Source organism: bacterium, from assembly GCA_024742285.1.
Classification (GTDB): Bacteria; Myxococcota_A; UBA9160; order UBA9160; family UBA4427; genus UBA4427.
Genome location: JANSYR010000019.1, coordinates 32,615 through 57,011 on the forward strand (window position 1 = coordinate 32,615; position 24,397 = coordinate 57,011).

Sequence of the window (24,397 nt, forward strand, 5' to 3'; positions counted from 1 at the left end):
GCTCGAGGCGTATCCAAGGTCAGGAGAGATCTGTCGTGTCCGAAATCCGAACGACCCACACGTTCTGCCGGATCTGTGAGTCCCTCTGCGGGCTCGAGGTCGACATCGACGGCCAGGGTGAGATCGCGGCGATCCGTCCGGACGCCCGACACGTCGAGAGCGAGGGGTTCGCCTGCGTGAAGGGGCTCAAGCAGGATCGCCTCTTCGGGAGTCCCGACCGGCTCGAGTACCCCATGAAGCGCGTCGGCGATCGCTTCGAGCGCATCTCCTGGGAGCAGGCCCTCGAGGAGATCGGCGCGAAGGTCAAGGGCCTGCGCCGGGACCACGGGGCCGATTCGATCGGGATGTACGTCGGGACCGCGGCGGGCTTCAGCCTGCTCCACCCGATCTTCGCCCAGGGCTTCATGAACGGGGTCGGCTCGAAGAGCATGTACGCCTCGTCGACCCAGGACTGCAGCAACAAGTTCGCGGTGGCGAAGGAGGTCTACGGCTTCCCGTTCACCCAGCCCTTCCCGGACCTCGACCACACCGAGTGCCTGATCATCGTGGGCGCGAATCCGATCGTCTCGAAGTGGAGCTTCCTTCAGGTGCCGAACCCGGGGAGGCGCCTGCGCGAGATCGAGGCGCGAGGCGGCAAGATCTGGATCGTCGACCCGCGTCGGACGGAGACCGCGAAGGTCAGCGGGGAACACGTCGCGATCCGGCCGGGGACCGACGTCTTCTTCTACCTGAGCTTCCTCCACGAGCTGATCCTGACCGGCGGTGTCGACGAGGCGGTCGTGCGCGACCACCTGCGCGGCTTCGAGACCGTGAAGATGCTCGCGGCCGACTGGCCGGCGGAGCGCACCGCCGAGGTGACGCGGATTCCGGCGGAGACGTTGCGGGCGATGGTCGCGAGCTACCGCGAGGCGAACGGCGCGGCCCTCTACTGCTCGACCGGCGTGAACATGGGCGGGCACGGTGCGCTCGCTTTCTGGATCCAGGAAGTCATCAACGCGGTCTCGGGCAACCTCGACCGGGTGGGCGGTCTCCTGCTCGGTCGAGGCATCGTCGACTTCGCCCGCTTCGGCGCGAAGTCCGGTTTCGGCCTGCGCGACGACCGCTCCCGGATCGGCGGCTTCGCCTCGGTCAACGACGCCTATCCGGGAGGGATCCTCGCGGACGAGATCCTCACGCCGGGGGAGGGCAAGCTGCGCGCGCTCTTCGTGACCGGCGGCAATCCGCTGATCACGATGGCCGGGGCCGGACGTCTGCGCGACGCCTTCGAAGAGCTCGACCTGCTGGTCACGCTGGACATCCTGCCGAACGAGACCGGTCAGCTCGCGGACTACATGCTGCCGGCGACCACGCCCTTCGAGCGTCCGGATCTGCCCTTCGCGTTCCCGCTCCTGATGGGGATGCAGTCGCACCCGTACCTGCAGGCGACGGAGCCGGTCGTCGAGGCGAAGGCGGAGCAGCGCGACGAGGCGAGCATCTACCTCGACCTCGCCCGGGTCTGCGACGCTCCGCTCTTCGGCTCCCGCGTCGTCCAGAAGGTGCTCGAATGGGTGACGCGGGCCTTCGGCCCGAAGCGGGAGGGCCTCCCGCCCTCGCTTCCGCAGGCGGGTCTCATGAGCCTGCTCCTCCGCGTCACCGGCAACGGCAGCTTCCGGAAGCTCCTCGGCGAACGTCATGGGCGCCTGCTCTCGCCGCAGCAGGCCGGGACCTATCTGGGGAAGCGCGTGGCCAAGCCCGACGGACGCGTCGACCTCGCCCCCGACGGGCTCGTCGCGCGAGCGCGGTCCGTGCTCGACGAGGCTTTCCGGGAGGAGCGCAGCCAGCCCGGACGCCTCAAGCTGATCACCCGCCGCCATGTGAAGACCCACAACTCCTGGACCCACAACGAGCCGAGCTTCGTCGCCGGAACGCGGACGACGAACTACGTCTACATGCATCCCGAGGACGCGAAGGCCGCCGGACTCGCGAATGGCGACCTGGCCGACGTCCGCTCCGAGACCGGCGTCGTGCGCCTGCCCGTCGAGTTCCTGAACGAGCTCCAACCGGGCTCGGTCGCGATCCCGCACGGCTGGGGACATCAGGCCGCCAAGGGGCTGACCGTCGCGAGCGCGACGACCGGGGTGAACGTGAACGTCCTGGCCGCGAGTGGTGCGGAGGCCGTCGAGCCGATCTCCGGCATGTCCCACCTCACGGCGATCCCGGTCGAGGTCGTCCCGGCGGACGGACCCGTCGATCGCGGGGACTGGACGGGGCGTCCGGGCGCCTGATCCTCGTCGCGCGCCGGACCCGGCCAGCCGGATCGAAGGGGTCGGAAATCCGGCGATCCTGCGGTCAATCGACCCGCGGTGGGGCCGGCTCAGGCTCTGTTGCCGGTCTGCTGCGCATCCATGCGACGAACGGCGTCGATGGGCCGGAAAGTGCCGAAGCCCCATCGAGTCCGCCCGGCGCCCGCCTCCTGCTGGGCGGAGGGGCGGGCGGTCGCGGGGCACGCAGCGTTATGTTTCCACTCTTGCGAGGCCGGGCGGCCACCCACCGGGACGTCCGCGCCGCGTAGGAGCAGTCGGATGTTGGAAGCAGGGGACGCAGCTGCCTTCGGGGCCCTGTCCGTAGCGCTCTTCGCGCTCGGAGCAGGCGCGCTCGTCGCCGGCGTCCTCTTCTTGTCGGCCGAGGAGCGGCCCGGTGGTTTCTGGGTGATCGCCTGGGCGGCGATTCTGCTCGCCGGCGGCTTCTATACCGGGGAGTCGAGCGGTTGGGCGGGCGCGTCCCACCTGGGCATGGTCGTCGATGCGCTCTTCGCGCCTCTCATGCTGGTCGGCTGCTACGCGCTGCGATGCGGCGCGGCAGCGCCCCGATGGCCGCTGGGCGTCGGAGCCCTGGCGGGGGTGGCGCGCCTTTCGGCCGTCGCCTGGGGCCTCGCTTGGGCGGAGGTGCTCCTGGCGTTCACCGTCGCCCCTCTGCTCTTCCTCGCGGCGGCCGAGGTGACCTGGCGAGCGCCGGAGGCGATGCGTTTCCGACGAACGATCGCGGTCTTCCTGGCCGGATTCGCGGCCATCGAGATCCTCGACGCCGTACGCGACTCGACGACCGGGGAGAACACGGTCCTGTACGGCACGCTCGCGGCCGTCGGTTTCCCCCTCGCGGCCTTCCAGCTCGCGTCGCGCATCGACGCACTCCAGCAGGGGCTGACCTCCGCGGAAGCCGCTTCCGCCGCGGCCGAACGCCGGCGGGATGTCGATCGCAGCCACTTCCACGGCCTCTTCGACGAGGTCCGGGAGCTCGTGGCGGAGCTCGACGGCGAGACCCGGATCATCTTCGTGAACGCACGCGCGCTCGAGCTCTTCGGCATCGAGCCCGAGGCGGTGATCGGTCTCCGGGCAATCGATCTCGTTCCGCCGGCCGTCCGCCCCGCGGCCGAGGCCAGCTGGAAGATGCAGGTGCGACCGGGCGGCCTCGAGGAGCCGGTCACCTTCGCGCTCCCGGGGTTCGGCGCGAACGGCGGTGACGTCGTTCTCGAGGTGAACGTGAGCGAGCAGAGCTTCGAGGGCGAGTCCCGCTATCTCGTGCTCGCTCGGGACGTGACCGATCGGCACGAGAGCGAGGCGCAGCTCGAAGCGCGACAGCGCGAGCTCGAGGCGCGGATCGCGGCGAGCCGCGAAGAGCTGCGCGCGGCTCAGCTGCGCCTCGAGGACCAGGAGCGTCTCGCCGTCGTCGGTACGCTCGCATCCGGGATCGCCCATCAGATCAACAACCCGCTCGGCGCGATCCGCGCGGCCGCGGATTTCGCGCTCCTCGAGGCGGACACGCTGGAGGGGCCGCGGATCTCGCGCGAAGCCCTCGAGCGGATCGGAGAGGAGGCGGAGCGGGCCGGTCTGATCGTGAAGAGCGTGCTGCGCTTCGCGCGTCAGGGCGCCACGCCGAAATGGATCGACGACCTCACGCCCGTCGTGCGCCGATCGGCGACCCTCTGTCGCGACTACCTCGAGAAGAGAGGGGCGTCCCTCGAGATCCACGCGACGGACGCGGAGCTCCCGATGCTGATGAGCCCGATCGAGATCGAACAGCTGGTCGTCAATCTCGTTCGCAACGCGGCGGAGTCGAAGGAGCGCGGGGCGAACGTGCAGGTCTCGATCGATCGCCATCCGAACGCCTGCGTGGCGCGGCTGCTGGTCGAAGACGACGGAGGCGGGATTCCTCAGAACGTCTTGCCGGAGGTCTTCGATCCCTTCTATACGACCCGGATTCAGGAGGGCGGCTCGGGGCTCGGTCTCTCCGTGGCCCACGGCATCGTCGAGGACCACGGCGGAACCATCCGGATCGAGAGCAAGTCCGGCGACGGCACGCGCGTGATCGTCGAGTTCCCCCTCCGCCCGACGAGCTAGAACGAAAAAGCCCCCGGATCCGAAGATCCGAGGGCGTTCGTGGTTCGTCGGGACTCCGGAGCCCGTCCTAGCGTCGCTGCTCGCGGAGCCCGCTCGCCTCCCACTCCTTGGAGAGCTGCTTGAGCTTGCGCGAGAACTCCTCGAAGGGGTCGTCGAAGGAGAGGATGATCTCGGTCGTGCGCGGGATGTCGTCGCCGTTCAGCAGACCGCGGTAGCGGTTCAGATTCGCGAGGATGGCCTCGGCGACCTTGAGCGCGCGCTTCTCCGTCTTGATCAGGGGCGACTGGAGCGTGTAGACGTTGTTGCGTCCCCAGAGGCTCTCGTCGCGGACGATCGCGATCTCGCGGTAGACGCCGTTGATCGGATCGAAGTTGTACTCGACGCGGACCTCCTTGAAGATGTCCGAGTTGCCGGTGTAGAACCCGCGTTCCTTCTCCACCTTGCCGAGCTGTCGGCAGCGCGGACAGTAGAAGGTGTCGCCGTGATTGAGCAGGAACACGCCCTTGGCGTAGTCCTCGCAATCCGTGTTCTCGCAATATCCAACGCCGCGCTTCATGCTGGCCATCCTCTTGGATGCCTCCTTCGGTCCATCGTGTCTTGCTCGGGGCCCCTCTGAGACTCATCCCGTAGCCACACGCGTTCCGTCTATTCGCCAGGGTAGAAGAGCAAGTCGCGTGCCACGGGCGGGGGGAGCTGGGGGGCGTTCCGTCCGCGATCGAGCTTGCCGATGGTACCCGAATTGCCTGCCGGTCGACTGCCTTTGGTCCGCCGATTCGATGCCGGGGCATCGATCGAGGATCGTGTTGAAGACGCTCTTGCGTCCTGCTTCGTTCCCCCGAAGGCGCGCTCCGCGATTGGATCGCGTCGTAGGGTCCTGTCTGCTGCGGGTTCGTCGGTCGCGTTCCGACCAAAAGTGGAAGAAGACTTCCGCGCCCCACGCGGTGCGCAATTCCTCGCGCAGCGGCCTCGCGGCCTGCCCGGGCCAGGAAGTCGGCGGGCAGCGTCCAAGTGGTCGCCGCGCGATCCCTCGAGCCGGGGGGTCGCTCGGTTCGCTGCGTGTCCCTTGCTCATCGGTCGGACGACCCGATCGGCCGGCCGCTCCGCATTCGGGACGGGGAGAGGGAAGCGTGGGGAGCGCAGTTCTCCTTCGAGTCCAGGGGGTGGAAAACGCGTGCCGGGACGAGCCCGTGGCCACAATGTTTCCGGAGACCGAAGTCTTGTCAACCGCGATTTGATTTCGGTGAAGCGGTCAGGCGTCACTCTGCCGCGATGCGTCAGACGCGGTCCGCCTCCGTCGCCGCCCGATCGCCGTCGAGTCGGTCCGTCTCGGCGCGTAGAGCGCCTACACGCCAGCGCAGCGCGAGCAGATAGGCGAACACGAAGAAGAGCGTCAAATTTCCGACGAGGAAGGGGAGGCCCATCCCCTCACCCAGCCCGGAGCTCTCGTTGGCCAGATTGTCCGGATGCACCGCGCCTCCGACGAGGTCGATGATCCAGTAGTTGAGCGGGATCAGGACGACGCCGAGGATCCCGTAGATCGAAGCGAACCGGGCCGCGCGCTCGTCGCCCTCGGTGAAGCTGCGCAGCAGCAGGTACGCCACGTAGACGAAGAAGAGCAGGAGGGTGAGCGTCAGCCGCGCGTCCCACACCCACCAGTTCCCCGGTCCCCAGGCGCCGCGCGCCCAGATGGGGCCCGTGATCAACATGAGCAGACAGAAGAGCGTTCCGACCTCGGCGCCGGCGATCGCGAGCTGGTCGTGGATCTCGCGCCCGCGCCAGAGGAAGAGCCCGCCGGCGATCGCCGTCGCGACGAATCCCAGGTAGGCGCCGTAGGCGAGCGGCGGATGCACGTAGAGAATCTTCTGCATCACGCCCTGGATCGAATCGAGGGGGGCCGCCGCGACGGTCCACGCCCAGATCGGAAGCAGCACGACGACGAGCCAGCCGAGTACGCGGAGCGTCGGTTCGAGTCGATCGGGAGCGGACGGCGGGTTCGTCATGGCGGAGAATCCTTGTGGCGCGGAACAGGGTGCCTTCGGAGCGCGTCACCGTCGAGCCGCGAATGGCTGCACGGGATGGGGAATGGACTCGCCTCGCGGCTACTCGTCCAGCACGTAGTCGAAGAGCAGGAACGAGAGGACGAGATAGATCCCGCCGATCACGATCAGCGGTTGGAGGAGGCCCAGCCCGACCGGATCGCCGGCGAGGCTGACCGTGGTCCCCCGGACCGCCGCCGCGAGCACCGGGATCAGCGTCGGGATCAGGAGCACGGGCAGGAGAACTTCCCGGAACCGGCTTCGTACGCTCATCGCCGAGAGCAGCGTACCCACGCTGCAGATGGCCATGTTCGCGCAGGCGACGATCGCCGCGCTCCCCCCGAGTCCGACCGAGAGATCGACCCGGAAGAAGAGGGCGAAGACCAGGGCGGTCAGGACCTGGACCAGGGTGATCAGGATCCAGGTCGCGGCCGCCTTGCCGAGGAAGATCCAGCCGCGGGTGCCCGGCGCGAGGGCGAGGGCGGTCATCGCCTCGTTCTCGAGCTCGGTGGCGAACGTCCTTCCGAGACCGATCACCGCCGCGAACACGTAGGTCACCCAGAGCAGCCCCGGCGCGAGCCGCGCGATCTCGTCCTCCTCCATCTCGGGGAAGGCGAACTGGAAGACGATCACGACGAGGAAGGAGAAGACCGTCATCGCGACGATCCGGTCCCGCGAACGCCACTCGGTCACGAGGTCCTTCCAGAGCAGGGCGAGCGCGACGTTCACGGTCGGCTCCCCTCGCGGCCCTGCGGTCGGCTCGTCATGCGGCCACCTCTCCGCCCTGGGCGAGCTCGACCAGACACGCGCGGAGGGCCTCGGCGTCGAAGGCCGCTTCCCCGCGCGCGGGCGTCGCGCGGACGCGGCCCCGATGAAGGACGATCGCGCGATCCGCGAGGGCGACGGCGCGGCGCGGATCATGGGTCACGACGACGAGGCTTCGCGCTCGTCCCGCCGCATCGTCCCGTTGGCTCACGAGGCGCGCCTCGAGACGCGCACCGGAGGCTTCGTCGAGGCCGGTGAAGGGCTCGTCGAGCAGCAGGAGCGACGGGGCGTGGACGACGGCCCGGGCGATCGCGAGGCGCTGGGCCATGCCGCGGGAGAAGGTGTCCGCACGGCGCTCGGCGACGTCCAGGAGGTCGAACTCCGCGAGCACGGCGTCGAGGGCGTCGCGCGCCGGACGCTGGCCGTGGAGCCGCGCGGCGAACGCGAGGTTCTCGCGCGCGGTCAGCTCGCCGTAGAGCAGCGTCGCGTGTCCGACGTAGCCGACCCGGGCGCGGAGTGCATCGCGGGAGAGGTCCGCCTCCGCGCCGGCGTCGTGGGCGGCGAAGGTCCCGCCGCTCGGCCGCGAGAGCCCGGCCAGGATCTTGAGCAGACTGCTCTTCCCGGCGCCGTTTGCACCGAGGATCGCGACGGACTCGCCGGCACCGATCTCGAAGTCGACCCCGCGGAGCGCGGCCACGCGCCCGTAGCGCTTCTCGAGGGCCTCGCCGCGAAGCCGGACGGGGCTCACCCCTCGTCGCCCCCGGCGCTCGCGGGCTGGAGCGCGCCGCCGCAATGGGAGCAGAAGCGCCAGTTCGGATCGACGCGCCCGCCGCAACTCGGGCAGAACGTGCCGGTCGGGATCGCGTCGGCGTCGACCGGCGCGGCGGCGGCCTCGGTCGAGGTCGGTGCGGCGGTCGATTCGGCCGCCGCGGAGGGCGTCGGGGCCTGCGCGGCGTTCGTCTCGGGCTCGGCGTGCGCCCGCTCCTCGCGCATCAGCTCGATCGCTTGCCCGCGGAGCGACTCGCGCATGGACGCGTAGTCCGCCTCGTCGAGCTTCCCGGTCTCGAAGTCGTGGTCGAGATCGGCGATGTCGGCGTAGACGCCCTCGCGCTCTTCGCGGATGCGCGCGAGGGTCGGGTCGATCCGGCTCGTGCTGCGCTGGCTGCTCCGAAGCGGGGAGACCATGAACCAGGCGGCGGCCGCGACACCGAGGAAGGTGAGGGCGAGGGTCGCCTCCTGCGGGAGTCCGCTGCCGCGTAGCGGCTCGAGACGCAGGTCGACGGTCTCGTGCATCTCGACGTTGTAGGCCTCGCGGTGGAGATAGTTCCGCGTCCGGTTGCGGAAGGGGCGGCGGCGATGGAGACGCGAGCTCTCGAGGGCGAGGCCGGTGTCGGCGATCAGGACGTTCAGGGTCTGGACTTCGCGCGGGAAGCGCATGCCGACGTCGACGCCGTCCGGGCCACTCGGCATCCGGTACTTGAAGCCGATCGAGTGCTCGCCGGGGCCGATCGGTCCGAGCACGTCGAAGCCGCCGTCTTCGGTCGGCACGAGCCCGAAGGCCTCCGCTTCCCGGGCGACCCCGTCGAGGGTCGCTCCGCGGGGCACCGCGACGTGCAGGAGCGGCGCTTCCCGTGTGCCCGTCACGGGGGCGCCAGGCGATACGACGAGACTGAGGTCGACGTTCGCTTCGAGGCGGGTGTCGTCGAAGTCCACCCAGACGTCCGCGCGCGGAAGCACCACGGCGCCCGGATCCCGGCGACTCTCCGGCAGCGTGAAGGCGACCCGGATCGACTCGCCCGCGCGCAGGCCGTCGCGTGCCCAGCTTTCGAGCGGTTGTGCATCGTCGTCCGCGAGGGTGCGCGAGGGGACGAGGCCGTCGCCGTCGACGGTGAGACCCGAGGTGCCCGCGACCACGACGAGGCGGCCCACAGCTTCGCGCAGGGCGATCTCGAAGTCGGCGTCGCGCGACGCGCCGTCGAGGGGCAGGCTCCACTGGTACTCGACGCGCTGCTCGCCGGGATAGAGCGGGCCGAAGAAGCGGACGCGCCCGTCCTGCATCGCGAGGTCGTCGCCGATCGAGTTGGGACCGGCGTCGAAGTCGAGGGGCGCACTCGGCATCGGCCGTTCGAAGATCGCGGCCGCCGAGCCGTCCGCGGGCAGCTGGATGACGCGACTGCCGCGGCTGGTGAGCTTCAGGATCTCGGTCACGACGACGCGGTCGCCCATCCAGTCGATGCGCGCGCGGAGCTCGTCGATCGTCACGCCCTGGATCTCGGTCGTCGGGCTCGAGACGCGGATGGTGATCTCGGCGTCCGTCTCGCCTTCCACGAAGGTGATGCGCTCGCCGAAGGGGATGTCGCCGACGCGGGCACCGACGAGATAGACGATGCCGGGGTCGTTCGAGATGCCGGTGAAGACGTGGCGCCCCTCGGCGTCGGTCACGCCGTTGGCGAGGCCCGGCATGCCGTTCGGGTCGAGCGCGTAGAGGGCGAGGTCGCGGCCTTCGAGCGAGAGCGCGGGCTCGTCGGTCACGAGCTCGACGACGAGCTCGCCCGGACCCGGCGGCGGTGGGGGCGCCTGACCGACGTCGTTTCCGTGCTGTGCGAAGGCCGCGCACGGGAATCCGATCGCGAGCAGGAGGACGGTGATCGCGACGCGAACGCGCGATCGCCTGAGGCGAGGCGGCGCAAGCTTCACGCGCGGCTCTCCGCTCGAGCGCCGCTGTCCTGCTGGGCGTTTTCTTTCTGGGCGTTCTCTCTCTGGGCGTTCTCTCTCTGGGCGTTCTCTCTCTGGGCGTTCTCTCTCTGGGGATGGGGCCAGAGCACGATCAGACAACCGACGACGAAGAGGACGCCTCCGCTCCAACCCCAGTTGACCAGCGGGTTGTGATAGATCTTGAACGTGCCGGAGCCGTCGGGCTCCACCGCCGTGAGGATCACGTAGAGGTCCTCCCGCCAGCCCGACCAGATCGCCGGGATCGAGTTCGGCTGCTGTTCTAGCCAGTAGAGCCGCTTCTCCGGCGTCATGACGGCCAGGGGCGTACCGCTGTGGCCGTCCTGATCGCTGTTCCGATAGAGCGCGAGGCGCGCCTTGGCGCCGCCGTAGTGCTGGGCGGGGATCGCCTCTGCGGTCAGGTAGTGGAGCCGGAACTCGTTGATCGTGGTCGAGTCGCCCGGTCGGATGTTCTCGAGCTTCTCCGTGTTGAAGGCCGCACCGGAGACGCCGAGCAGGAGGATCACCACGCCGGCGTGGACGATGTACCCGCCGTAGCGCCGCTGGTTGCGTCGCAGGAGCGTCGTGAGCGCCGTCCAGACACCCTCGCCGCGTCGCTGCACCCGCGCGTTGATCGCGCGGGCGTACTCCTGGACGATCGTCGCGAGCACGAAGGCGCCGAGGCCCCAGGCCGAGATCGCCCAATAGCCCGGCGCGGTCCCGAAGAGCACGAGCACGCCGAGGGCGGTCACCGCTCCGATCGCGGCGGGAACGACGAACTGGCGTTGCAGACTCGCGAGGCTGGCCTTGCGCCAGGCGATCAGCGGACCGATGCCGGTCAGGACCATGAGAAGGAGCGCGAGGATGCCCGCGAAGGTGTTGAAGTAGGGCGGGCCGAGGATCCGCCGCACGCCGCCGATCGTCTCGGTGAAGACCGGGAACATCGTGCCGACGAAGACGACGAAGAGGATCGCCATGAAGATCCAGTTGTTGATGATGAAGCTCGCCTCGCGCGACAGCACGCTCTCGAGCTTGTTCGGGCTCCGCAGCCGGGGCAGGCGGAAGAGCAGCGCCGCGATGAAGCCCGCCAGCATGATCGTCACGTAGAAGAGGAAGAGTCGGCCGAAGCTGTCACTGTTCGCGAAGGCGTGGACCGACTGGACGACGCCGGAGCGGGTCAGGAACGTGCCGAAGAGGCAGAGGCCGTAGGTCAGGCCGATCAGGACGATGTTCCAGGTCTTCAGCATGTCGCGCTTTTCCTGGATCATGACCGAGTGGATATAGGCCGTCCCGGCCAGCCAGGGCATGAGCGACGCGTTCTCGACGGGATCCCAGGCCCAGTAGCCGCCCCAGCCCAGGACTTCGTAGGCCCAGCGTCCGCCGAGCATGATCCCGACCGAGAGCACGCTCCAGGCGAAGAGCGTCCAACGCCGCGTCGTCCGGAACCACGTCGTCCCGAGCTCGCCGGTCACGAGTGCCGCGAAAGCGAAGGAGAAGGGCAGGGCGAAGCCGGTGAAGCCCGTGTAGAGCATGACCGGGTGGATCATCATCACCGGGTGCTGGAGCAGCGGGTTCAACCCGTTCCCGTCCGAGAGCCGGTCTGCGTAGGGGACACGCTCGAAGGGCGGAGTCTCGAAGTTCAGCAGGTAGAGGAAGAACGCGACGTTCAGCAGCATCGCGACGCAGACCCAGGGCATCAGCCGTCGGTTCTGGGTCCGGTTGCCGAAGATCGCGACGGCGGCGTAGGCGGTCAGCATCCAGCCCCAGAGGAGCAGCGACCCGGCCTGACCGCCCCAGAGCGCGCCGAGCCGGTAGTGGAGCGGCATCGTCCGCGCGGAGTGACTGGCGACGTAGGCGAGCGAGAAGTCGTTGTTCGCGAGCGCCCAGAAGAGCGCGAGCATCGCCGTCGAGCAGGCGGCGAAGACGAGCAGCATCGAGCGCTCGCTCACTCGCGTCCATTCTTCGCGTCGGGTCAGTCCGGCGTACACGCCGGCGCCGACCCCGAGCGCGCAGAGCAGGAGTCCGAGGCGAAGCGCGTAGAGTCCGATGTCCGCCATCTACAGATCCACGCTCGCCTGGTCGGCGGGCCCCGCCTGGGCCTCGAACTTCGACGGGCACTTCGCGAGCAGATTGTCCGCCACGAAGACCCGAGCCCCGCGGTTCAACTCGAGCTGGCCTTCGACCACGACCTCGGCGCCGTCCTTGAACAGGTCGGGGGTCTCGAGGCTCTCGTAGACGACGGCGAGGGTCTGCCCGACCGGGCCGCCCGCGTGGGGCGGGTGGTTCTGGACGTGGAAGACGACGCGTTGCCCGTCGAGGTCGCGCTCGATCGACTCGTTCGCGACGTAGCCGTGGACGCGCGCGCTGCGGCCGACCATCTCGCCGGCGTTGGCGTGGAACTCGTCGAGGTCCTGGAAGTACTGGAACGAGAGGCCGGCTTCCATCTGGGTCGTGCCCCACCAACCGAGCAGTGCGGCGATGGCGACGACGCCGATGGCAATCTGGACACCCTTGGACATGGATTTCGTCCCGTTTCCTCGTCGACGAGCCGGCGTCCGTGCTCGCGTCGCAGGCCGAGGGGCCCGGCGAGCGGGGAAGCGCGCGCGGCGCGTCGGTTCGAGGGGGTTGGAGGCTTCTGGGAGCGCGTCCGGAATCGGTGGACGAGCCGAGATTAGCTTCGGCCCCCGGGTGTGTCAAAGACGGTTGGGGCGAAAATTGCTTTGTTTTCGGACACTTGGACGATTGGCTGCCTTGACGCTCTCGAACCACCGGGCTAACCGAGGCGCATGCCGCAGACGCCGCCCGCTTCGAATCCGGACCCGCCGCGAGACCGCCGCTGGAGCGCCCGGGCCGAGTCCCTCGCGCCCTTTCTGGCGATGGAGGTCCTCGAGCGCGCCGCGGAGCTCGAGCGGGACGGGATCGACGTCGCCCACCTCGAGCTGGGCGAGCCCGAATTCGCGCCGCCGGAGGCCGCCAACCGTGCCGTCGAGCTCGCCCTCGCGCGGGACGACACGAACTACACGGACAGCCGGGGGCTCTGGACGCTGCGCGAATCGATCACCGACGATCTGGCACGTCGCTTCGGTGCTTCGGTCGACCCGGAGCGGGTGCTGGTGACCCAGGGCACGTCGAGCGCGATGACCCTGGTCTTCGCGTGCCTGGTCGACCCGGGGGACGAGGTGATCCTGCCGACGCCCCACTATCCCTGCTACCCGAACTTCGTGCGTTTCTGTGGGGGCGAGCCGGTCTTCGTCGAGACCGACGCCGACGCGGGCTGGCACATCGATCCAGCGCGGGTGCGCGCAGCCATCACGCCGCGCACGAAGGCGATCGTCGTCGGCTCTCCGGCGAACCCGACCGGCGCCGTGCAGCCGCGCGACGTGATGGAGGCCCTCGCCGCCCTCGGCCCGACCCTGGTCTCCGACGAGATCTACGACGGGCTCGTCTACGACGGCGCCCGGACGACCTCGGCGCTCGAGATTTCGGACGAAGCCTTCGTCCTCGACGGGTTCTCGAAGCGGTACGCGATGACCGGCTTCCGGCTCGGGTGGGTCGTCGCGCCCGAAGCGGCCATGCGGCGGCTCCAGATCCTCCAGCAGAACCTCTTCATCTCGGCCGGCAGCTTCGTCCAGCACGCCGGGATCGCGGCGCTCGCCGAGGGGGCGGAGATGAGCGCCGCGCTGCTCGAAGCCTGCACCGACCGCCGCCGCCTGCTCGTCGACGGCCTCCGCGGGCTCGGCTTCGGGATCGAGCGGGCGCCGGAAGGCGCCTTCTACGTGCTCGCGGACGCGCGGGCGTTCGGGTCGGATTCCCGTGCGCTGGCCTTCGACCTCCTCGAGGAGGCCCACGTCGGCTGCACGCCGGGCATCGATTTCGGAGCGGCGGCGGAGGGGCGACTGCGCTTCTGTTACGCGCTGGCGCGGGAGACGATCGAGACGGCCCTCGAGAGGATGGCGCCGGTCCTTGCCGCGCGGCGCGAGAAGGTCCTTTCCGCTCGGCGCGAGAATCGGGAGGTGGGCGCATGAAGATCCTCGAGGCCGAGCTGATCGCCTCGGCGCCTCGCGTCGAGAAGCTGCCCGAGTCGGGGTTGCCGGAGGTCGCCTTCCTCGGCCGCTCGAACGTGGGGAAGTCGAGCCTGCTGAACGCGCTCGCGCGGCGGAAGAAGCTCGCGCGGACGAGCAGTACGCCGGGCAAGACCCGCGAGCTCGTGCTCTTCCGCGTACGGACCGATCGCGGGGAGATCGGCCTCGTGGACCTTCCTGGATACGGTTGGGCGAAGGTGTCTCGAAAGGAACGCGCGAGCTGGCAGCGCCTCGCGGAGGGCTACCTCGCCCGCCGCGAATCGCTCTGTCTGGCGATGGTCCTCCAGGACGTGCGCCGCAGCTGGAGCGAGGACGAAGCGCTTCTGCTCGCGTGGCTCGCCGAGCAGGGCGTGCCGGGTCGCATCCTCCTGACGAAGACCGACAAGCTGAAGCTCATGAAGCGCAAGGAAGCCGTGAAGAAGCTCCGCGCGGCGATCGGCGAAGGGTTCGGGAAACCGATCGCGACGTCGTCGCAGAAGGGCGAAGGGCTCGACGTCGTCTGGCGGACCTGTTTCGAGTTCGCGTATCCCGAGCGGTTCCGGGATCCCGACGAAGAAGCGCCGGCGGAGGCGGTGGGGACGCCCGAGCCTGCCGCGCACGAAGGTCCGGTCGAGGGCTGACGGGGTCGGCCTAGCGGAAGAGGTCGGTCGCGGGATCGCGCAGGATGTCCGCCACGCCGCCATCGCCGGAGATCGGAAACCCTTCGACGACGACCACCGGGATCCCCGCGCTCTTCAGCATGAGCAGCCCCGCTGCCGCGGCGAGCTGGTCCGCGGTCGCGGGCTGGGTCACGAGCAGCTCGCGACCGATCCGGTCGCGGGAGCCGCGGTCGTCCTTGATCGGGGCGAGACCGGCGGAGCCGAGGGCGACGTCGACGAGTCCGTCGCGCCAGGGGCGGCCGAAGGTGTCGGTGATCACGACGGGCGTGTGGGCCCCCTGGGTCGAGAGCGCCTCGTGGATCCGGCGTGCCGACGCGTCGGGGTCGAGGGGCAGCAGCACGGCGATGTCCTCGCCCGGCGCGTTCGAGAGATCGACGCCGGCGTTGGCGCAGACGAAGCCGTGCTTCGTTTCGCAGATCAGGACGTTGTTGCCGCGTCGGACGATGCGTGTGCTCTCGTCGAGCACGATCTGGACCTGGCGCGGGTCGCGGTCGTGATCGGCCGCGATCTCCTTCGCCTCCTCGCCCGGCGTCACGTCTTCGAGCCGGACGAGGCGTCCTTCCGCCTTCGACACGATCTTCTGGGCGATCACGACGATCCGGCCGTCGAGCTCGACGTCCGCGCTGGCGGCGGCATCACGGATCATCGCCGCGAGATCGGTCCCGGGCTCGACCTCGGGCAGGCCGGGGATCGGCACGAGGCGGAGTGGGAAGGTCGTGCCGGCGGGCGTCTCAGACATCGTCGTCTCCGTCGGCGGCCTCGCGCAGGAGCGTCCGCGTACGGACGCCGCCGCCCACGGTCTCGAGGAAGGCGTCGAGGTCCTCGGGCTGATCGAGGTCGATGGCCAGCGAAGCCAGGGCGAGCTCGTGAAGGGGAACGCCGGCGTCCGCTGCCGCCTCGCCGTGGCGCTTGGCGCTGTCGGGGCCGAAGCGGCACGGGATCAGCCCGGCGGGATGATGGAGGAGGGCGGACGTGCCGCCGTCCGCCGAAGGCGCGAGCCAGACGCTCGGCCCCTCGTTCGCGGCCGCTTCCAGAAGGCGCGTGAAGTCGCTCGCGAGGGCGCCCGCGACGTCGCCGAGGACGAAGAGGAGGTCGTCGCCCACGCCACAGAGTCGTTCGCGTCCGTCTTCGAGGGCCGCGTTCAATCCGGGCTCGGGACGCAGCAGGACCTCGGCGCCGGCCGCCCGGGCGTGGGTCGCGACCGTCTCGTCCGGGGTCGTGACCGCGATCCGGTCGATCCCCGGCGTCGCGTCGAGCGCCTCGATCAGGTCTTCGAGCATCGCCAGCGTGAGCCGTCGCCGCAGCCCGTCCGGCAGCCGCGAAAGGAGTCGGGACTTGCTGTCCTCGAGGTTCTTCACCGGGATCAGCGCGATCGTCATCTGCGCCGCCCGTCGTGCGTCGAACGACCCCTCGTCATCGCAGCCGGTCCGCCACCCCGAGCGCCGCCCGCGCGACCGATTCGGAGACCGTCGCATCGACCATCATCGTATCGACCGCCGTCGCCGCGAGGCCGAGGGCCTCGACCGCCGGGAGCAGCTCCGCGTCCCGTTCGTCGAACACGAACCCATCGATCCAATCCGCGTAGAAGCGCGCGACGCCGAGGGCCGAGACTTCGATGCCGAGCGCCCGCAGCAGGGTGTGCGCGGGCCCCTTGATCGGGGCGCCGCTCACGATGGGCGAGACCGCGACGATCGGCGAGTCGGTCGCGTCGAGGGCCTCTCGCACGCCGGGCACGGCGAGGATCGGGCCGATCGAGACGATGGGATTGCTCGGGCAGACGAGGATCGTGTCGGCGGCGGCGATCGCTTCGAGCACGCCCGGCGCGGGGGTGGCGGCTCGGGCCGCGGAGAGGTCGACGGCCTCGACGTCCGTCGGCGCGCCGTCGCGCACGAGGTACTCCTCGAAGTGGATCGAGGTCCCCCCGCTCAGCTCGACCCGGGTCGGGCACGGGTCGTTCGACATGGGCAGGAGCCGGAGCGCGAGACCGAGGTCCCGGCGCAGCTCGTCCGCGACCTCGTGCAGGCCGGCGCCCTCGGCGAGGCGGAGCGTGCGGTGGAGGCAGTTCGCGTAGTCCGCATCCCCGAGACGGAACCAGGCTTCGTGGCCGAGCTCCGAGAGCCGATCGACGAGGCGATGGGTGTCTCCTGCGAGACCGAAGCCGCGCTCGGGATCGATCCGATCCGCGAGGGTGTAGGTCACGATGTCGAGATCGGGGGAGACGTGCACGCCGTAGAAGGAGCGATCGTCGCCGGTGTTCACGACGACGATCACGTCCTCGGGCGGGCAGGCGCGTACGACGCCGCGCAGGTAGCGGGCCGCACCGACCCCGCCGGCGAGCACGACGACCGCGCCGCTCACAGCTCGTCTCCCGGATCGTCTTCCTCGCCTCGGAGCCGCTCGAGGCGAGCCGCGTCCGCGGTCAACCGTTCGGCGACGGCGCGCAGCTCCGGATCCTCGTGGAAGGGCGCGGCCTCGAGGTCGCGGGGCGTCGTGACCATGCCCGCGAGCCTTGCCCGGTCGCGTTCGACGCGGGCTTCGATCTCCGCGATCTCGGCGGCGCGTGCCGCCTCGTCCTGTGGGAGCGCGTGGTCCCCGTTCCCCGACGCGCAGGCCATCAAGACCGCGGCCAGGGGGAGCGCGGTGATTCGTCCCGGTCGGCGAGGGCGCGGGGATCGTTCCGGGGAGTTCATGTGGGGCGATTCTTCGGGACCCCCGGCTTCCCGTCAAGTGCGCGTCCGCAAACGTGAAATCCGGTCCACGGCAGCGACGGGAACGAACGGGCTCGACGCGCTGCACGCGTCGTCTGAGGGCCGCGAGAAGGCGGCACGCGGCTTGCTCTCTCGCCGGGGATGGCGAGAGCGACTGCACGCGAGCGGGACGGGACGAGTGGACGTCGGGCTCCCGGAACCGGGTGGATCGTGGCCGTGTGCTGCGTGTTGCTGGTGGGCTCCGCGCGGACGACGGGCGCGACGGTAGGTGCGACGGAGGACGCAGACGGTTGGCGACCCGCGGCCTGGGGCGCGCGACCGGCCGAGCCGCTGATCGCCGTCGCGGCCTCCGCACGTTCGGGGCTCGCGTTCGCTTCCGGAGGCGTGGTTCGCTGGTGGCAGGCGGAGGCCGGCGGGGGGAGCGAAGCGGCGGCGCTCCCGGACGTGCGGGACATCGCATTCGGACCGCGGGATGCGCTCTGGATCGCGACCGGCGAGGGACTCTTCCGCTGGGAAGGAGGGGCCCGGCCCGAACGTCGGTCGCTCCGGGGAGATGCCGGCGTCGCGAACGTCCATCGCGTGATCGGGGACGAGGCCGGCCTGCTCGTCGCGACGGAAGCCGGCGCCTACTGGTCGACGCGCGGACGGATCTTCCAGCCGCTCGTCGCTTCCCAAGTCGGCGGCGGCGTCGAGCACGCCGCATTCCTCGCGCTCGGGGCCGCACCCGGATTCGCCGAGCGTCGCGTGCTCTGGCTGCTGGGACCGGGCGGTCTCGAGCGGGTCGAGGGAATCGCAAGCGATGCCGGGCTCCGGATCCTTCGGCGCGATCGGCTGCCGCTCCCGCGACCGCGCAGCGAGGCGCGAGCGGTCGATCTCGTCGCGGCGGCCTCGGAGGCGTCGGCGGTGTCGGAGGCCTCGGGCGCGTCGATCGTCGTGCTCTATCCCGACGGGCTCGCCGTCGCGGACGCTTCTGCGCGGGCCCCGATCTGGCGGCGCTATCGACCGGTGCTCGCCCCGGGTGCCGTGGCGCGGCGCCTCGACTGGAACGACGAGGGGCTGATGCTCGCGACGGATCGCGGTCTCTACCGGGGCGATGCGCCGGGGGGGCGCTTCCAGCGGCTCGGCCCCGAGCCCGGCGCGCAGCCGTGCGTCGATCTCGATGTCTCGTCCGCAGAAGGGCCGGGAATCGTGCTCTGTCGCTCCGGTGTCCACGTCCGGTCGACCGATCGGGTGCGGATCGCGGCAGCCGTCATCGCGCCCGTTCCCGGGACGCGTCCTCCGGGATCGCGCGAAGACGCTTCGCCGATTCCCGAGGATCCGCCGGTCGCCGCGTTGCGGGCGCGGGCGCTCGTTCGTGCCGGGCTCGACCCCGAACGGGATCGGGCGCTGCGATCGGGACTCGCGCGACGCGGCTGGTGGCCCGAGCTCGGACTGCAGTTCGGCGCCGATTTCGATCGCGACGACCGGCGCTTCGCCGACCAGGCCTTCGTGTCCGGCGACTATCGACGGCTCTCCGACCGGACCCGAGACCGCACCACGCGTTTCGAGGCGCTGCTCCAGCTCGACTGGCGTCTCGGGGAGGTCGCCTATCCCGACGACAGCGTCGATCTCTCCCGGGAGCTCCGGCAGGTCCTCGCCTTGCGGGACGACGTGAGCGACGAGATCCATCAGCTCTACTTCGAACGCGCCCGGATCCGCGCGCGCCTCGCTGCGGGCGGTCCCTTCGAGCCGGGGGAGCCCGCGAAGCTCCGCCTCCGGGCGCGGGAGCTCGCGGCCGGACTCGATGCGTGGACCGGTGGCTGGCTCTCCGAGTGGCAGCGCGACCAGGCGTCCCTGCCGCCCGACCCTTCATCCCCGAACGAAGGTCCCGAGAACCGAGGTCTTGCTCTCGAATGACGTTTCGAACTCTCTCTCGAACCTGGCGTGCCCGCGTTGCGTGGGCCGTCTTCTTCTCGACGGCGGTCGGCGCCGGTCCCGCCGCGGCGGCCGCTCTCCTCTCGGAGGTCTACTACGACGCTCCGGGCAGCGACGACGGCGCGGTCTTCGTCGAGCTCTCCGGTCCTGCCGGCTTCGTCCTCGATGGCTGGGTGATCGAAGGCGTGAACGGCAGCAACGGTGCGGTCGGTCCTTCGATCCCGCTCAGCGGGGCGATCGGTGCGGACGGGCTCTTCGTCCTTGCCGATCGTTTCTCCGACGGGACGACCGGCGTCGCGAACGCCGACCTGCTGGCGAACTTCGACTTCCAGAACGGTCCGGACAGCGTGGTCCTGCGTGATGCCGCAGCGCTCGTGCGCGATGCGCTCGGCTACGGCGTGTTCGACGCCGACGAGATCTTCGCGGGTGAGGGCTCGGCGGCGCCGGACGGGGTCGCCGGCGAGAGTCTCGCGCGCGTCTTCGCGGATCTCGACACCGACGACAACGCGCTCGACTTCGTGCTCCTCTCGAGTCCGACGCCCGGGGAGGCGCCCTTCGCGGTCGTCCCCGAGCCGGCCACCGGATTGCTGATGGCCCTCGGGCTCGCGGGGCTCTCGGCAGCGGGGCGACCGAAAGGGCGGTGGCGTGGGGCGGACGTGCTCCGCTCGCGCCGTTAGTCTCCAGGCGCGCGATCGGAGCCGTTCTCCGGTCGCGCGCCGAAACGAATGGCGCAGTCGCCATCGGCGAGCCCTCCTCGATCCGCGTCCGGATCCGGGGGCGGGCCGGGACGCGACGAACCAGCGCACCGCGAAGGGACGAACATGGCCAAGAAGGTCGACTGGTACTACTTCCGCAAGGGTTGAACGAGCTGCACCAAAGCGTCCAAGTTTCTGGACGCCGAGAAGGTCGTGGTGAAGGAGGAGATCCCGGCGAGCCGCAAGCTCGGCGAGAGCGACGCGAAGGCGATCGCCAAGGAATCCTCGAAGGTCTACGTCGCGAAGGGCAAGAAGCTCGACGTCTTCGACATGAAGTCGGAGAAGGTCGGGGACGTCGCGGCGAAGATGCTGGGCCCCACCGGCAATCTGCGGGCGCCGACCCTGCGCGTCGGGAAGACGACGATCGTCGGCTTCAACGAGGAGACGTTCGCCGACGTGCTCACGTAGGCGCGGCCGTCGGGATGCGCGGCGATCTCGAGGGGGTCGAACGGAGGCACTCCAGCGCCCGAAAACGGCCGACCTTCCGGACGCGGCCGGCGGAGCGATCCGTCGGCCGCGTCGTCGTCGCGGGCTGCGATCCGGCAACCCCTGCGTTGATTCGTGGGTGAATCGCCGCAATTCGATCTTCGGCGTGCGCCAGGTCTCCCCGACGGCCGTCCGGGCTTTCAGATTCCGACGCGGCGACCCGATAGGAGAAGGACCTGCGTCCGGACTGCCGGCGGCGGGCGCGCCCCGCCGTGGCCACGGTCGGGCGGGGGCTATGTTGACCGGACCGCTCTGGCGGAACGGGTCGAATTTCAATGGGGGCGTCGGCTCGCGATGCTGTCGGGCTTCAACACGAATTTTCGCTACCGGGGCGTGCTCTTCCACGTCCAGACCGAAGATTCCGGCCTGGGGAACCCCCACGTGATCACCCACCTCTTCCACGGTGGGAACATCATGGCCAGCGAAAAGCGCGACTACTCCGAGTTCCTCGGAGAGAAGGAGGGCGACGCCCTCGAAGACGCGATCCGCAAGCTGATGGAGGGGCTCCACAAGTCGATGCTCAAGCAGCTCTCCCGCGGCGAGCACGACGCGGCGATCGAGCAGCGCATGGGGCCCGACGTCTTCCAGATCGACGCGACGGACGCGACCGCCGAGCCGCCCACCCTTACGGAAGAAGAACGCCCGCCGGCCCCTCCGCAGGAGCGGGCGCAGGTCCCGCCGGTCGCCGAACCGACTTTCGTCGAGCCGCACGCGCTCACCGAGCCGCAGGCGCCCATCGATCCGCCACCGGCGGCCGCGTCCGAACAGACCGATGGTGGCTCCCGCCTCTCGCGCGTCTTCGGTGACCGCGTGGTCAGTGAGAAGCCCCTCGACGAGGTCGTGCTGGACTACCTCGTCGAGAACGCGCGCAAGCGGAAGCGGACGACGAAGTCGTAGCGCGCTTACCGGCGGCGCCCCTGGAACGGGACGCCCTGCGTGTTCTGTGCGACTCTCCCCGGGTCCGTCGACGGCGGAACCTGCCCCCCGCAGAGCCCCGAAGCGAGCGCTCCTTGAGACGCAGGGTGACCAATCCGGCCGGCGAGCCGCCGGTCCGCATGTACCACGTGTCGAAGTCGTACATGGCGGGGCAGTACGCGCTGCACGACATCTCGCTCGAGGTGCGCCGCGGCGAGTTCGTCTTTCTGACCGGCGCGTCCGGTGCGGGCAAGACGACGCTGCTCGAGCTGATCTTCGCGGCGACGGAGCCGTCCGAAGGCCAGATCCTCGTGCTCGGACGGAACGTCGCGCGCCTCGGAGCCGGCGCCGTGCCCGCGTTGCGTCGTCGAGTCGGCGTCGTCTTCCAGGACTTCAAGCTCCTTGACGACCGGACCGTCGAGGAGAACGTGCGGCTCGCCCTCGACGTGATCGGGACGCCGCGGCGCGAAGCGCGCACCCGCGTCTTCCAGCTGCTCAAGTCGGTCGGACTGCAGCACCGCCGCTTTCATCATCCGAAGTCGCTCTCCGGCGGCGAGCAGCAGCGCGTCGCTCTCGCGCGTGCGCTCGTGAACGAGCCGGAGATCCTGCTCGCCGACGAGCCCACGGGCAATCTCGACCCGGAGCTCACGATCGAGATCATGGACCTGATCATGGCGGCGGCGACCCGGGGAACGACCGTGATCGTCGCGACCCACGACCATTCGCTCATCGACCGCTACGGCAAGCGCATGCTTCGCCTCGAGAACGGCCGCATCGCGGAGGACCTGCCCGCCGCGACGGCCGCCCTCGGGAGCAGCGCATGAGTCGCGTCCTCGTCCTGCTCCGCGTGATGTTCGCCAACGCCCTGCGCGGCGTGCGGCAGGCGAGTGCGACGAGCCTCCTCGCGGTGCTCACGATCGCCGTCGTCCTGGTGCTCGTGGGGAGCGCCTCGCTCCTCGTCGGCAACATGACCGGGATCCTCGACGACTTCGGCGCGGAGCTGCAGCTGACCGCCTACCTCGACCCCGATCTGCCGGAGTCCGAGCTCACCCCGCTCGCGGAGCGGGTCGCGGCGGCCCCCGGAGTGGCGGCCGTCGAGCTCGTGACGAAGGACGAGGCCCTCGAACGCTTCGAGCGGATCGCCGGGGGTGGGGCGCTCCTCGAAGGGCTCGAGGAGAATCCGCTGCCCGCCTCCCTGGAGATCGAGCTTCGGCCGGACGCGCGCACGGCGGCGTCCCTCGCGACCCTGCGCGAGTCCCTCGACGGTCTGCCGGGTATCGACGAGCTCGCCCACGGAGAGGAATGGATCGAGGGCTACACCCGTGCGGTCGCGCTCATCCGCGGCGGCGCCTGGGGCATCGGCCTCGTGCTGGGTCTCGCGGCGCTGCTGATCGTGGCGAACACGATCCGCCTCGCGTTCTACGCGCGGCGCGACGAGCTCGACATCCTGGCGCTGGTCGGCGCGAGCCGGACCTTCGTCCGCGTGCCCTTCCTGCTCGAGGGGACGCTCCAGGGCATGCTCGGCGGCGTCGTCGCGCTGGTCGTCGTCTTCGGGGCGTACGAGCTGCTGCTGCCGCAGCTCCGCTACGGGCTCGAGCTCCTCGTCGGCCGGGCCGAGCTCTCCTTCTTCACGTGGAGCGAGGCGCTCTCGCTCGTCGCGTCGGGGGCCGGGCTCGGGTTGCTCGGGGCGATGACGGCGCTCGCGGGCTGGCGCGGCGAGTCGTGAGTCGCGGATCGTTCACCGCGTGTGTGTCGGCGTGCGTGTCGGCGTGTGTGCTCGGTGTCCTCCTCGCGTCGACGGCGTCGGCGCAGGATCGCCAGGAAGAGCTGGATGCGTTGCGTGATCGCATCCACGACAGCCGCGAGCGCGTCACGGGTCACGAGGCGGACGAACGGGCGCTCCTCGAGCAGCTCGAAGACGTGGACCGGCGACTGACCGACGTGATCCGCGAGCGCGACGCGGCGCGACGCGACGTGGTGCAGGCCCAGACGCGGGTCGATGCGCTCGGCCCGGAGCTCGACCGGGCGCGCTCGGCCCTCAGCTCGACCCAGCGCGCACTCTCCGCGCGGGCGGTCGCGCTCTATCGCGGCGGCGAGCTCGGTCCCGTTCGCGTCCTCTTCTCTTCGGAATCGCTGCCCGAGATGCTCACCCGCGCGAGCGCCCTCCGCGTGCTCGTGCGGCACGACGCGGGCCTCGTGGCGCGCCATGCCGAGGAGCGGGACCGGCTCGAGGCCGTCGAGGCCAGGGAACGGGCGGCCCTCGAAGAGCGACGCGAGGCGGACGCGCGCCTCGCGGGCCACGCGAAGCGCCTCGCCGGCGAGCGCGAGCAGAAGGGCACGATCCTCGTGCGGGTCCGCGAAGACCGGACGACGGAGCGGCGGCTCCTCCTCGAACTCGAGCAGGCCGCGCAGGCCCTCGAGGAGACGATCCGGAACCTCGGCTCGCGCGCCTCGAGCGGCGGCGTCGGGGGCGGCTTCCGCGAGCGCAAGGGCAAGCTCGCGCCGCCGGTGGCGGCGAAGGTCGTCGAACGATTCGGCAAGGTCATCGACCCCGAGTTCAGGACCACGACCTTCCGGAGCGGCATCGACTTCGGCGCCGAAGCCGGCGTGAGCGTGCGGGCCGTCGCGCCGGGACTCGTCCGCTTCGCGGGCTGGTTCCGCGGCTACGGTCGGATCGTGATCGTCGACCACGGCGACGGCTTCCACACGATCTCGGGTCACCTCGACGCGATCCACGTGAAGGTCGGGACACCGGTCGAAGACGGAGAGCCCCTCGGCACCGTCGGCGAGACCGGTTCGCTCTACGGGCCGAGTCTCTACTTCGAGCTCCGCGAGAACGGGCAGCCGGTCGATCCGGAGCCGTGGCTGCTGGACCCACGGGCGTGAGCGCGGTCGCACCGTCCCGGTCGCGCCGCGCTCTCCGGTGTCGTCCAGGCTTCCGGACCTCGCCGAGGGCCAGAGCGGAACTGCTACCGTCCCGGCTTCGTCC

General features: G+C 70.3%; 22 protein-coding genes. 11 read left to right on the forward strand and 11 right to left on the reverse strand.

Features of this window, described 5'->3' with window-relative positions; translation table 11 throughout:
* The first annotated feature begins 35 nt into the window (after nucleotides 1–35).
* The gene (locus tag NXI30_25460) at nucleotides 36–2,264 is read left to right on the forward strand and encodes a molybdopterin-dependent oxidoreductase (protein MCR9097579.1); all 2,229 of its coding nucleotides are present in this window, start codon (nucleotides 36–38) and stop codon (nucleotides 2,262–2,264) included.
* Nucleotides 2,265–2,561: 297 nt separating this feature from the next.
* Nucleotides 2,562–4,376: an ATP-binding protein gene (locus NXI30_25465; protein MCR9097580.1), complete on the forward strand. Its 1,815-nt coding sequence runs from the start codon at nucleotides 2,562–2,564 to the stop codon at nucleotides 4,374–4,376.
* A gap of 67 nt (nucleotides 4,377–4,443) precedes the next feature.
* Here the strand turns inward: NXI30_25465 and NXI30_25470 are convergent, their stop codons facing one another.
* From NXI30_25470 to NXI30_25500, 7 genes are all read right to left on the reverse strand, one after another.
* The gene (locus NXI30_25470) at nucleotides 4,444–4,941 is read right to left on the reverse strand and encodes a hypothetical protein (GenBank protein ID MCR9097581.1); all 498 of its coding nucleotides are present in this window, start codon (nucleotides 4,939–4,941) and stop codon (nucleotides 4,444–4,446) included.
* Between the two features lie 709 nt (nucleotides 4,942–5,650).
* The gene (ccsA, locus tag NXI30_25475; protein ID MCR9097582.1) at nucleotides 5,651–6,376 is read right to left on the reverse strand and encodes a cytochrome c biogenesis protein CcsA; all 726 of its coding nucleotides are present in this window, start codon (nucleotides 6,374–6,376) and stop codon (nucleotides 5,651–5,653) included.
* Nucleotides 6,377–6,475: 99 nt separating this feature from the next.
* Nucleotides 6,476–7,141, reverse strand: a complete 666-nt coding sequence (locus NXI30_25480; protein ID MCR9097583.1) for a heme exporter protein CcmB — start codon at nucleotides 7,139–7,141, stop codon at nucleotides 6,476–6,478.
* Between the two features lie 34 nt (nucleotides 7,142–7,175).
* A complete protein-coding gene (locus NXI30_25485; GenBank protein MCR9097584.1) occupies nucleotides 7,176–7,925 on the reverse strand; it encodes an ABC transporter ATP-binding protein in 750 nt (249 codons plus the stop codon).
* The gene (locus NXI30_25490; GenBank protein MCR9097585.1) at nucleotides 7,922–9,874 is read right to left on the reverse strand and encodes a zinc ribbon domain-containing protein; all 1,953 of its coding nucleotides are present in this window, start codon (nucleotides 9,872–9,874) and stop codon (nucleotides 7,922–7,924) included. The genes NXI30_25485 and NXI30_25490 overlap by 4 nt, the downstream gene beginning before the upstream one ends.
* Nucleotides 9,871–11,946, reverse strand: a complete 2,076-nt coding sequence (locus NXI30_25495; protein MCR9097586.1) for a heme lyase CcmF/NrfE family subunit — start codon at nucleotides 11,944–11,946, stop codon at nucleotides 9,871–9,873. The genes NXI30_25490 and NXI30_25495 overlap by 4 nt, the downstream gene beginning before the upstream one ends.
* Complete coding sequence (locus NXI30_25500) at nucleotides 11,947–12,408, reverse strand: cytochrome c maturation protein CcmE (protein MCR9097587.1); 462 nt, start codon at nucleotides 12,406–12,408, stop codon at nucleotides 11,947–11,949. It lies immediately after the preceding gene.
* Nucleotides 12,409–12,675: 267 nt separating this feature from the next.
* On the opposite strand from NXI30_25500, the gene NXI30_25505 reads away from it, so the two are divergent.
* Nucleotides 12,676–13,914, forward strand: a complete 1,239-nt coding sequence (locus tag NXI30_25505) for a pyridoxal phosphate-dependent aminotransferase (protein ID MCR9097588.1) — start codon at nucleotides 12,676–12,678, stop codon at nucleotides 13,912–13,914.
* Entirely contained in the window at nucleotides 13,911–14,591 is a 681-nt protein-coding gene (gene yihA, locus NXI30_25510) for a ribosome biogenesis GTP-binding protein YihA/YsxC (GenBank protein ID MCR9097589.1), read from the forward strand. The genes NXI30_25505 and yihA overlap by 4 nt, the downstream gene beginning before the upstream one ends.
* A gap of 10 nt (nucleotides 14,592–14,601) precedes the next feature.
* Here yihA and cofE read toward each other — a convergent pair whose 3' ends face one another.
* The 4 genes from cofE to NXI30_25530 are packed head-to-tail and all read right to left on the reverse strand — an operon-like array spanning nucleotide 14,602 to nucleotide 17,320.
* The gene (gene cofE, locus NXI30_25515) at nucleotides 14,602–15,369 is read right to left on the reverse strand and encodes a coenzyme F420-0:L-glutamate ligase (protein MCR9097590.1); all 768 of its coding nucleotides are present in this window, start codon (nucleotides 15,367–15,369) and stop codon (nucleotides 14,602–14,604) included.
* Nucleotides 15,362–16,009: a 2-phospho-L-lactate guanylyltransferase gene (cofC, locus tag NXI30_25520; GenBank protein MCR9097591.1), complete on the reverse strand. Its 648-nt coding sequence runs from the start codon at nucleotides 16,007–16,009 to the stop codon at nucleotides 15,362–15,364. Before cofC ends, cofE begins: the two co-directional genes overlap by 8 nt.
* 34 nt (nucleotides 16,010–16,043) lie before the next feature.
* A complete protein-coding gene (gene cofD / locus NXI30_25525) occupies nucleotides 16,044–16,988 on the reverse strand; it encodes a 2-phospho-L-lactate transferase (protein ID MCR9097592.1) in 945 nt (314 codons plus the stop codon).
* Nucleotides 16,985–17,320, reverse strand: a complete 336-nt coding sequence (locus NXI30_25530; GenBank protein ID MCR9097593.1) for a hypothetical protein — start codon at nucleotides 17,318–17,320, stop codon at nucleotides 16,985–16,987. The genes cofD and NXI30_25530 overlap by 4 nt, the downstream gene beginning before the upstream one ends.
* Before the next feature lie 228 nt (nucleotides 17,321–17,548).
* Here NXI30_25530 and NXI30_25535 point away from each other — a divergent pair, with 228 nt between their 5' ends.
* The 7 genes from NXI30_25535 to NXI30_25565 all read left to right on the forward strand — a co-directional run bounded on the left by NXI30_25535 (nucleotide 17,549) and on the right by NXI30_25565 (nucleotide 24,294).
* A complete protein-coding gene (locus NXI30_25535) occupies nucleotides 17,549–19,234 on the forward strand; it encodes a hypothetical protein (GenBank protein MCR9097594.1) in 1,686 nt (561 codons plus the stop codon).
* On the forward strand, nucleotides 19,231–19,929 hold the full coding sequence (locus NXI30_25540) for a PEP-CTERM sorting domain-containing protein (protein ID MCR9097595.1): 699 nt from the start codon (nucleotides 19,231–19,233) through the stop codon (nucleotides 19,927–19,929). The genes NXI30_25535 and NXI30_25540 overlap by 4 nt, the downstream gene beginning before the upstream one ends.
* Before the next feature lie 234 nt (nucleotides 19,930–20,163).
* The gene (locus NXI30_25545; GenBank protein MCR9097596.1) at nucleotides 20,164–20,415 is read left to right on the forward strand and encodes a hypothetical protein; all 252 of its coding nucleotides are present in this window, start codon (nucleotides 20,164–20,166) and stop codon (nucleotides 20,413–20,415) included.
* Nucleotides 20,416–20,787: 372 nt separating this feature from the next.
* Complete coding sequence (locus NXI30_25550; protein ID MCR9097597.1) at nucleotides 20,788–21,390, forward strand: hypothetical protein; 603 nt, start codon at nucleotides 20,788–20,790, stop codon at nucleotides 21,388–21,390.
* Between the two features lie 158 nt (nucleotides 21,391–21,548).
* Nucleotides 21,549–22,232 carry a cell division ATP-binding protein FtsE gene (ftsE, locus tag NXI30_25555; protein ID MCR9097598.1) on the forward strand — a complete coding sequence of 228 codons (684 nt, stop codon included), beginning with the start codon at nucleotides 21,549–21,551 and terminating at the stop codon, nucleotides 22,230–22,232.
* Nucleotides 22,229–23,134 (forward strand): permease-like cell division protein FtsX, encoded by a 906-nt coding sequence (locus NXI30_25560; protein MCR9097599.1) that lies wholly within the window; start codon nucleotides 22,229–22,231, stop codon nucleotides 23,132–23,134. The genes ftsE and NXI30_25560 overlap by 4 nt, the downstream gene beginning before the upstream one ends.
* Nucleotides 23,131–24,294: a peptidoglycan DD-metalloendopeptidase family protein gene (locus NXI30_25565; GenBank protein ID MCR9097600.1), complete on the forward strand. Its 1,164-nt coding sequence runs from the start codon at nucleotides 23,131–23,133 to the stop codon at nucleotides 24,292–24,294. The genes NXI30_25560 and NXI30_25565 overlap by 4 nt, the downstream gene beginning before the upstream one ends.
* Nucleotides 24,295–24,397: the final 103 nt, after the last annotated feature.

Excerpts from the sequence above, each read along its gene's own strand:
- NXI30_25465 (MCR9097580.1), top strand. The coding sequence starts at position 2,562 with ATGTTGGAAGCAGGGGACGCAGCTGCCTTCGGGGCCCTGTCCGTAGCG.
- NXI30_25470 (MCR9097581.1), bottom strand. The coding sequence starts at position 4,941 with ATGGCCAGCATGAAGCGCGGCGTTGGATATTGCGAGAACACGGATTGC.
- ccsA (MCR9097582.1), bottom strand. The coding sequence starts at position 6,376 with ATGACGAACCCGCCGTCCGCTCCCGATCGACTCGAACCGACGCTCCGC.
- NXI30_25495 (MCR9097586.1), bottom strand. The coding sequence starts at position 11,946 with ATGGCGGACATCGGACTCTACGCGCTTCGCCTCGGACTCCTGCTCTGC.
- NXI30_25500 (MCR9097587.1), bottom strand. The coding sequence starts at position 12,408 with ATGTCCAAGGGTGTCCAGATTGCCATCGGCGTCGTCGCCATCGCCGCA.
- NXI30_25505 (MCR9097588.1), top strand. The coding sequence starts at position 12,676 with ATGCCGCAGACGCCGCCCGCTTCGAATCCGGACCCGCCGCGAGACCGC.
- yihA (MCR9097589.1), top strand. The coding sequence starts at position 13,911 with ATGAAGATCCTCGAGGCCGAGCTGATCGCCTCGGCGCCTCGCGTCGAG.
- cofE (MCR9097590.1), bottom strand. The coding sequence starts at position 15,369 with ATGTCTGAGACGCCCGCCGGCACGACCTTCCCACTCCGCCTCGTGCCG.
- cofC (MCR9097591.1), bottom strand. The coding sequence starts at position 16,009 with ATGACGATCGCGCTGATCCCGGTGAAGAACCTCGAGGACAGCAAGTCC.
- NXI30_25530 (MCR9097593.1), bottom strand. The coding sequence starts at position 17,320 with ATGAACTCCCCGGAACGATCCCCGCGCCCTCGCCGACCGGGACGAATC.
- NXI30_25540 (MCR9097595.1), top strand. The coding sequence starts at position 19,231 with ATGACGTTTCGAACTCTCTCTCGAACCTGGCGTGCCCGCGTTGCGTGG.
- NXI30_25550 (MCR9097597.1), top strand. The coding sequence starts at position 20,788 with ATGCTGTCGGGCTTCAACACGAATTTTCGCTACCGGGGCGTGCTCTTC.
- ftsE (MCR9097598.1), top strand. The coding sequence starts at position 21,549 with ATGTACCACGTGTCGAAGTCGTACATGGCGGGGCAGTACGCGCTGCAC.
- NXI30_25560 (MCR9097599.1), top strand. The coding sequence starts at position 22,229 with ATGAGTCGCGTCCTCGTCCTGCTCCGCGTGATGTTCGCCAACGCCCTG.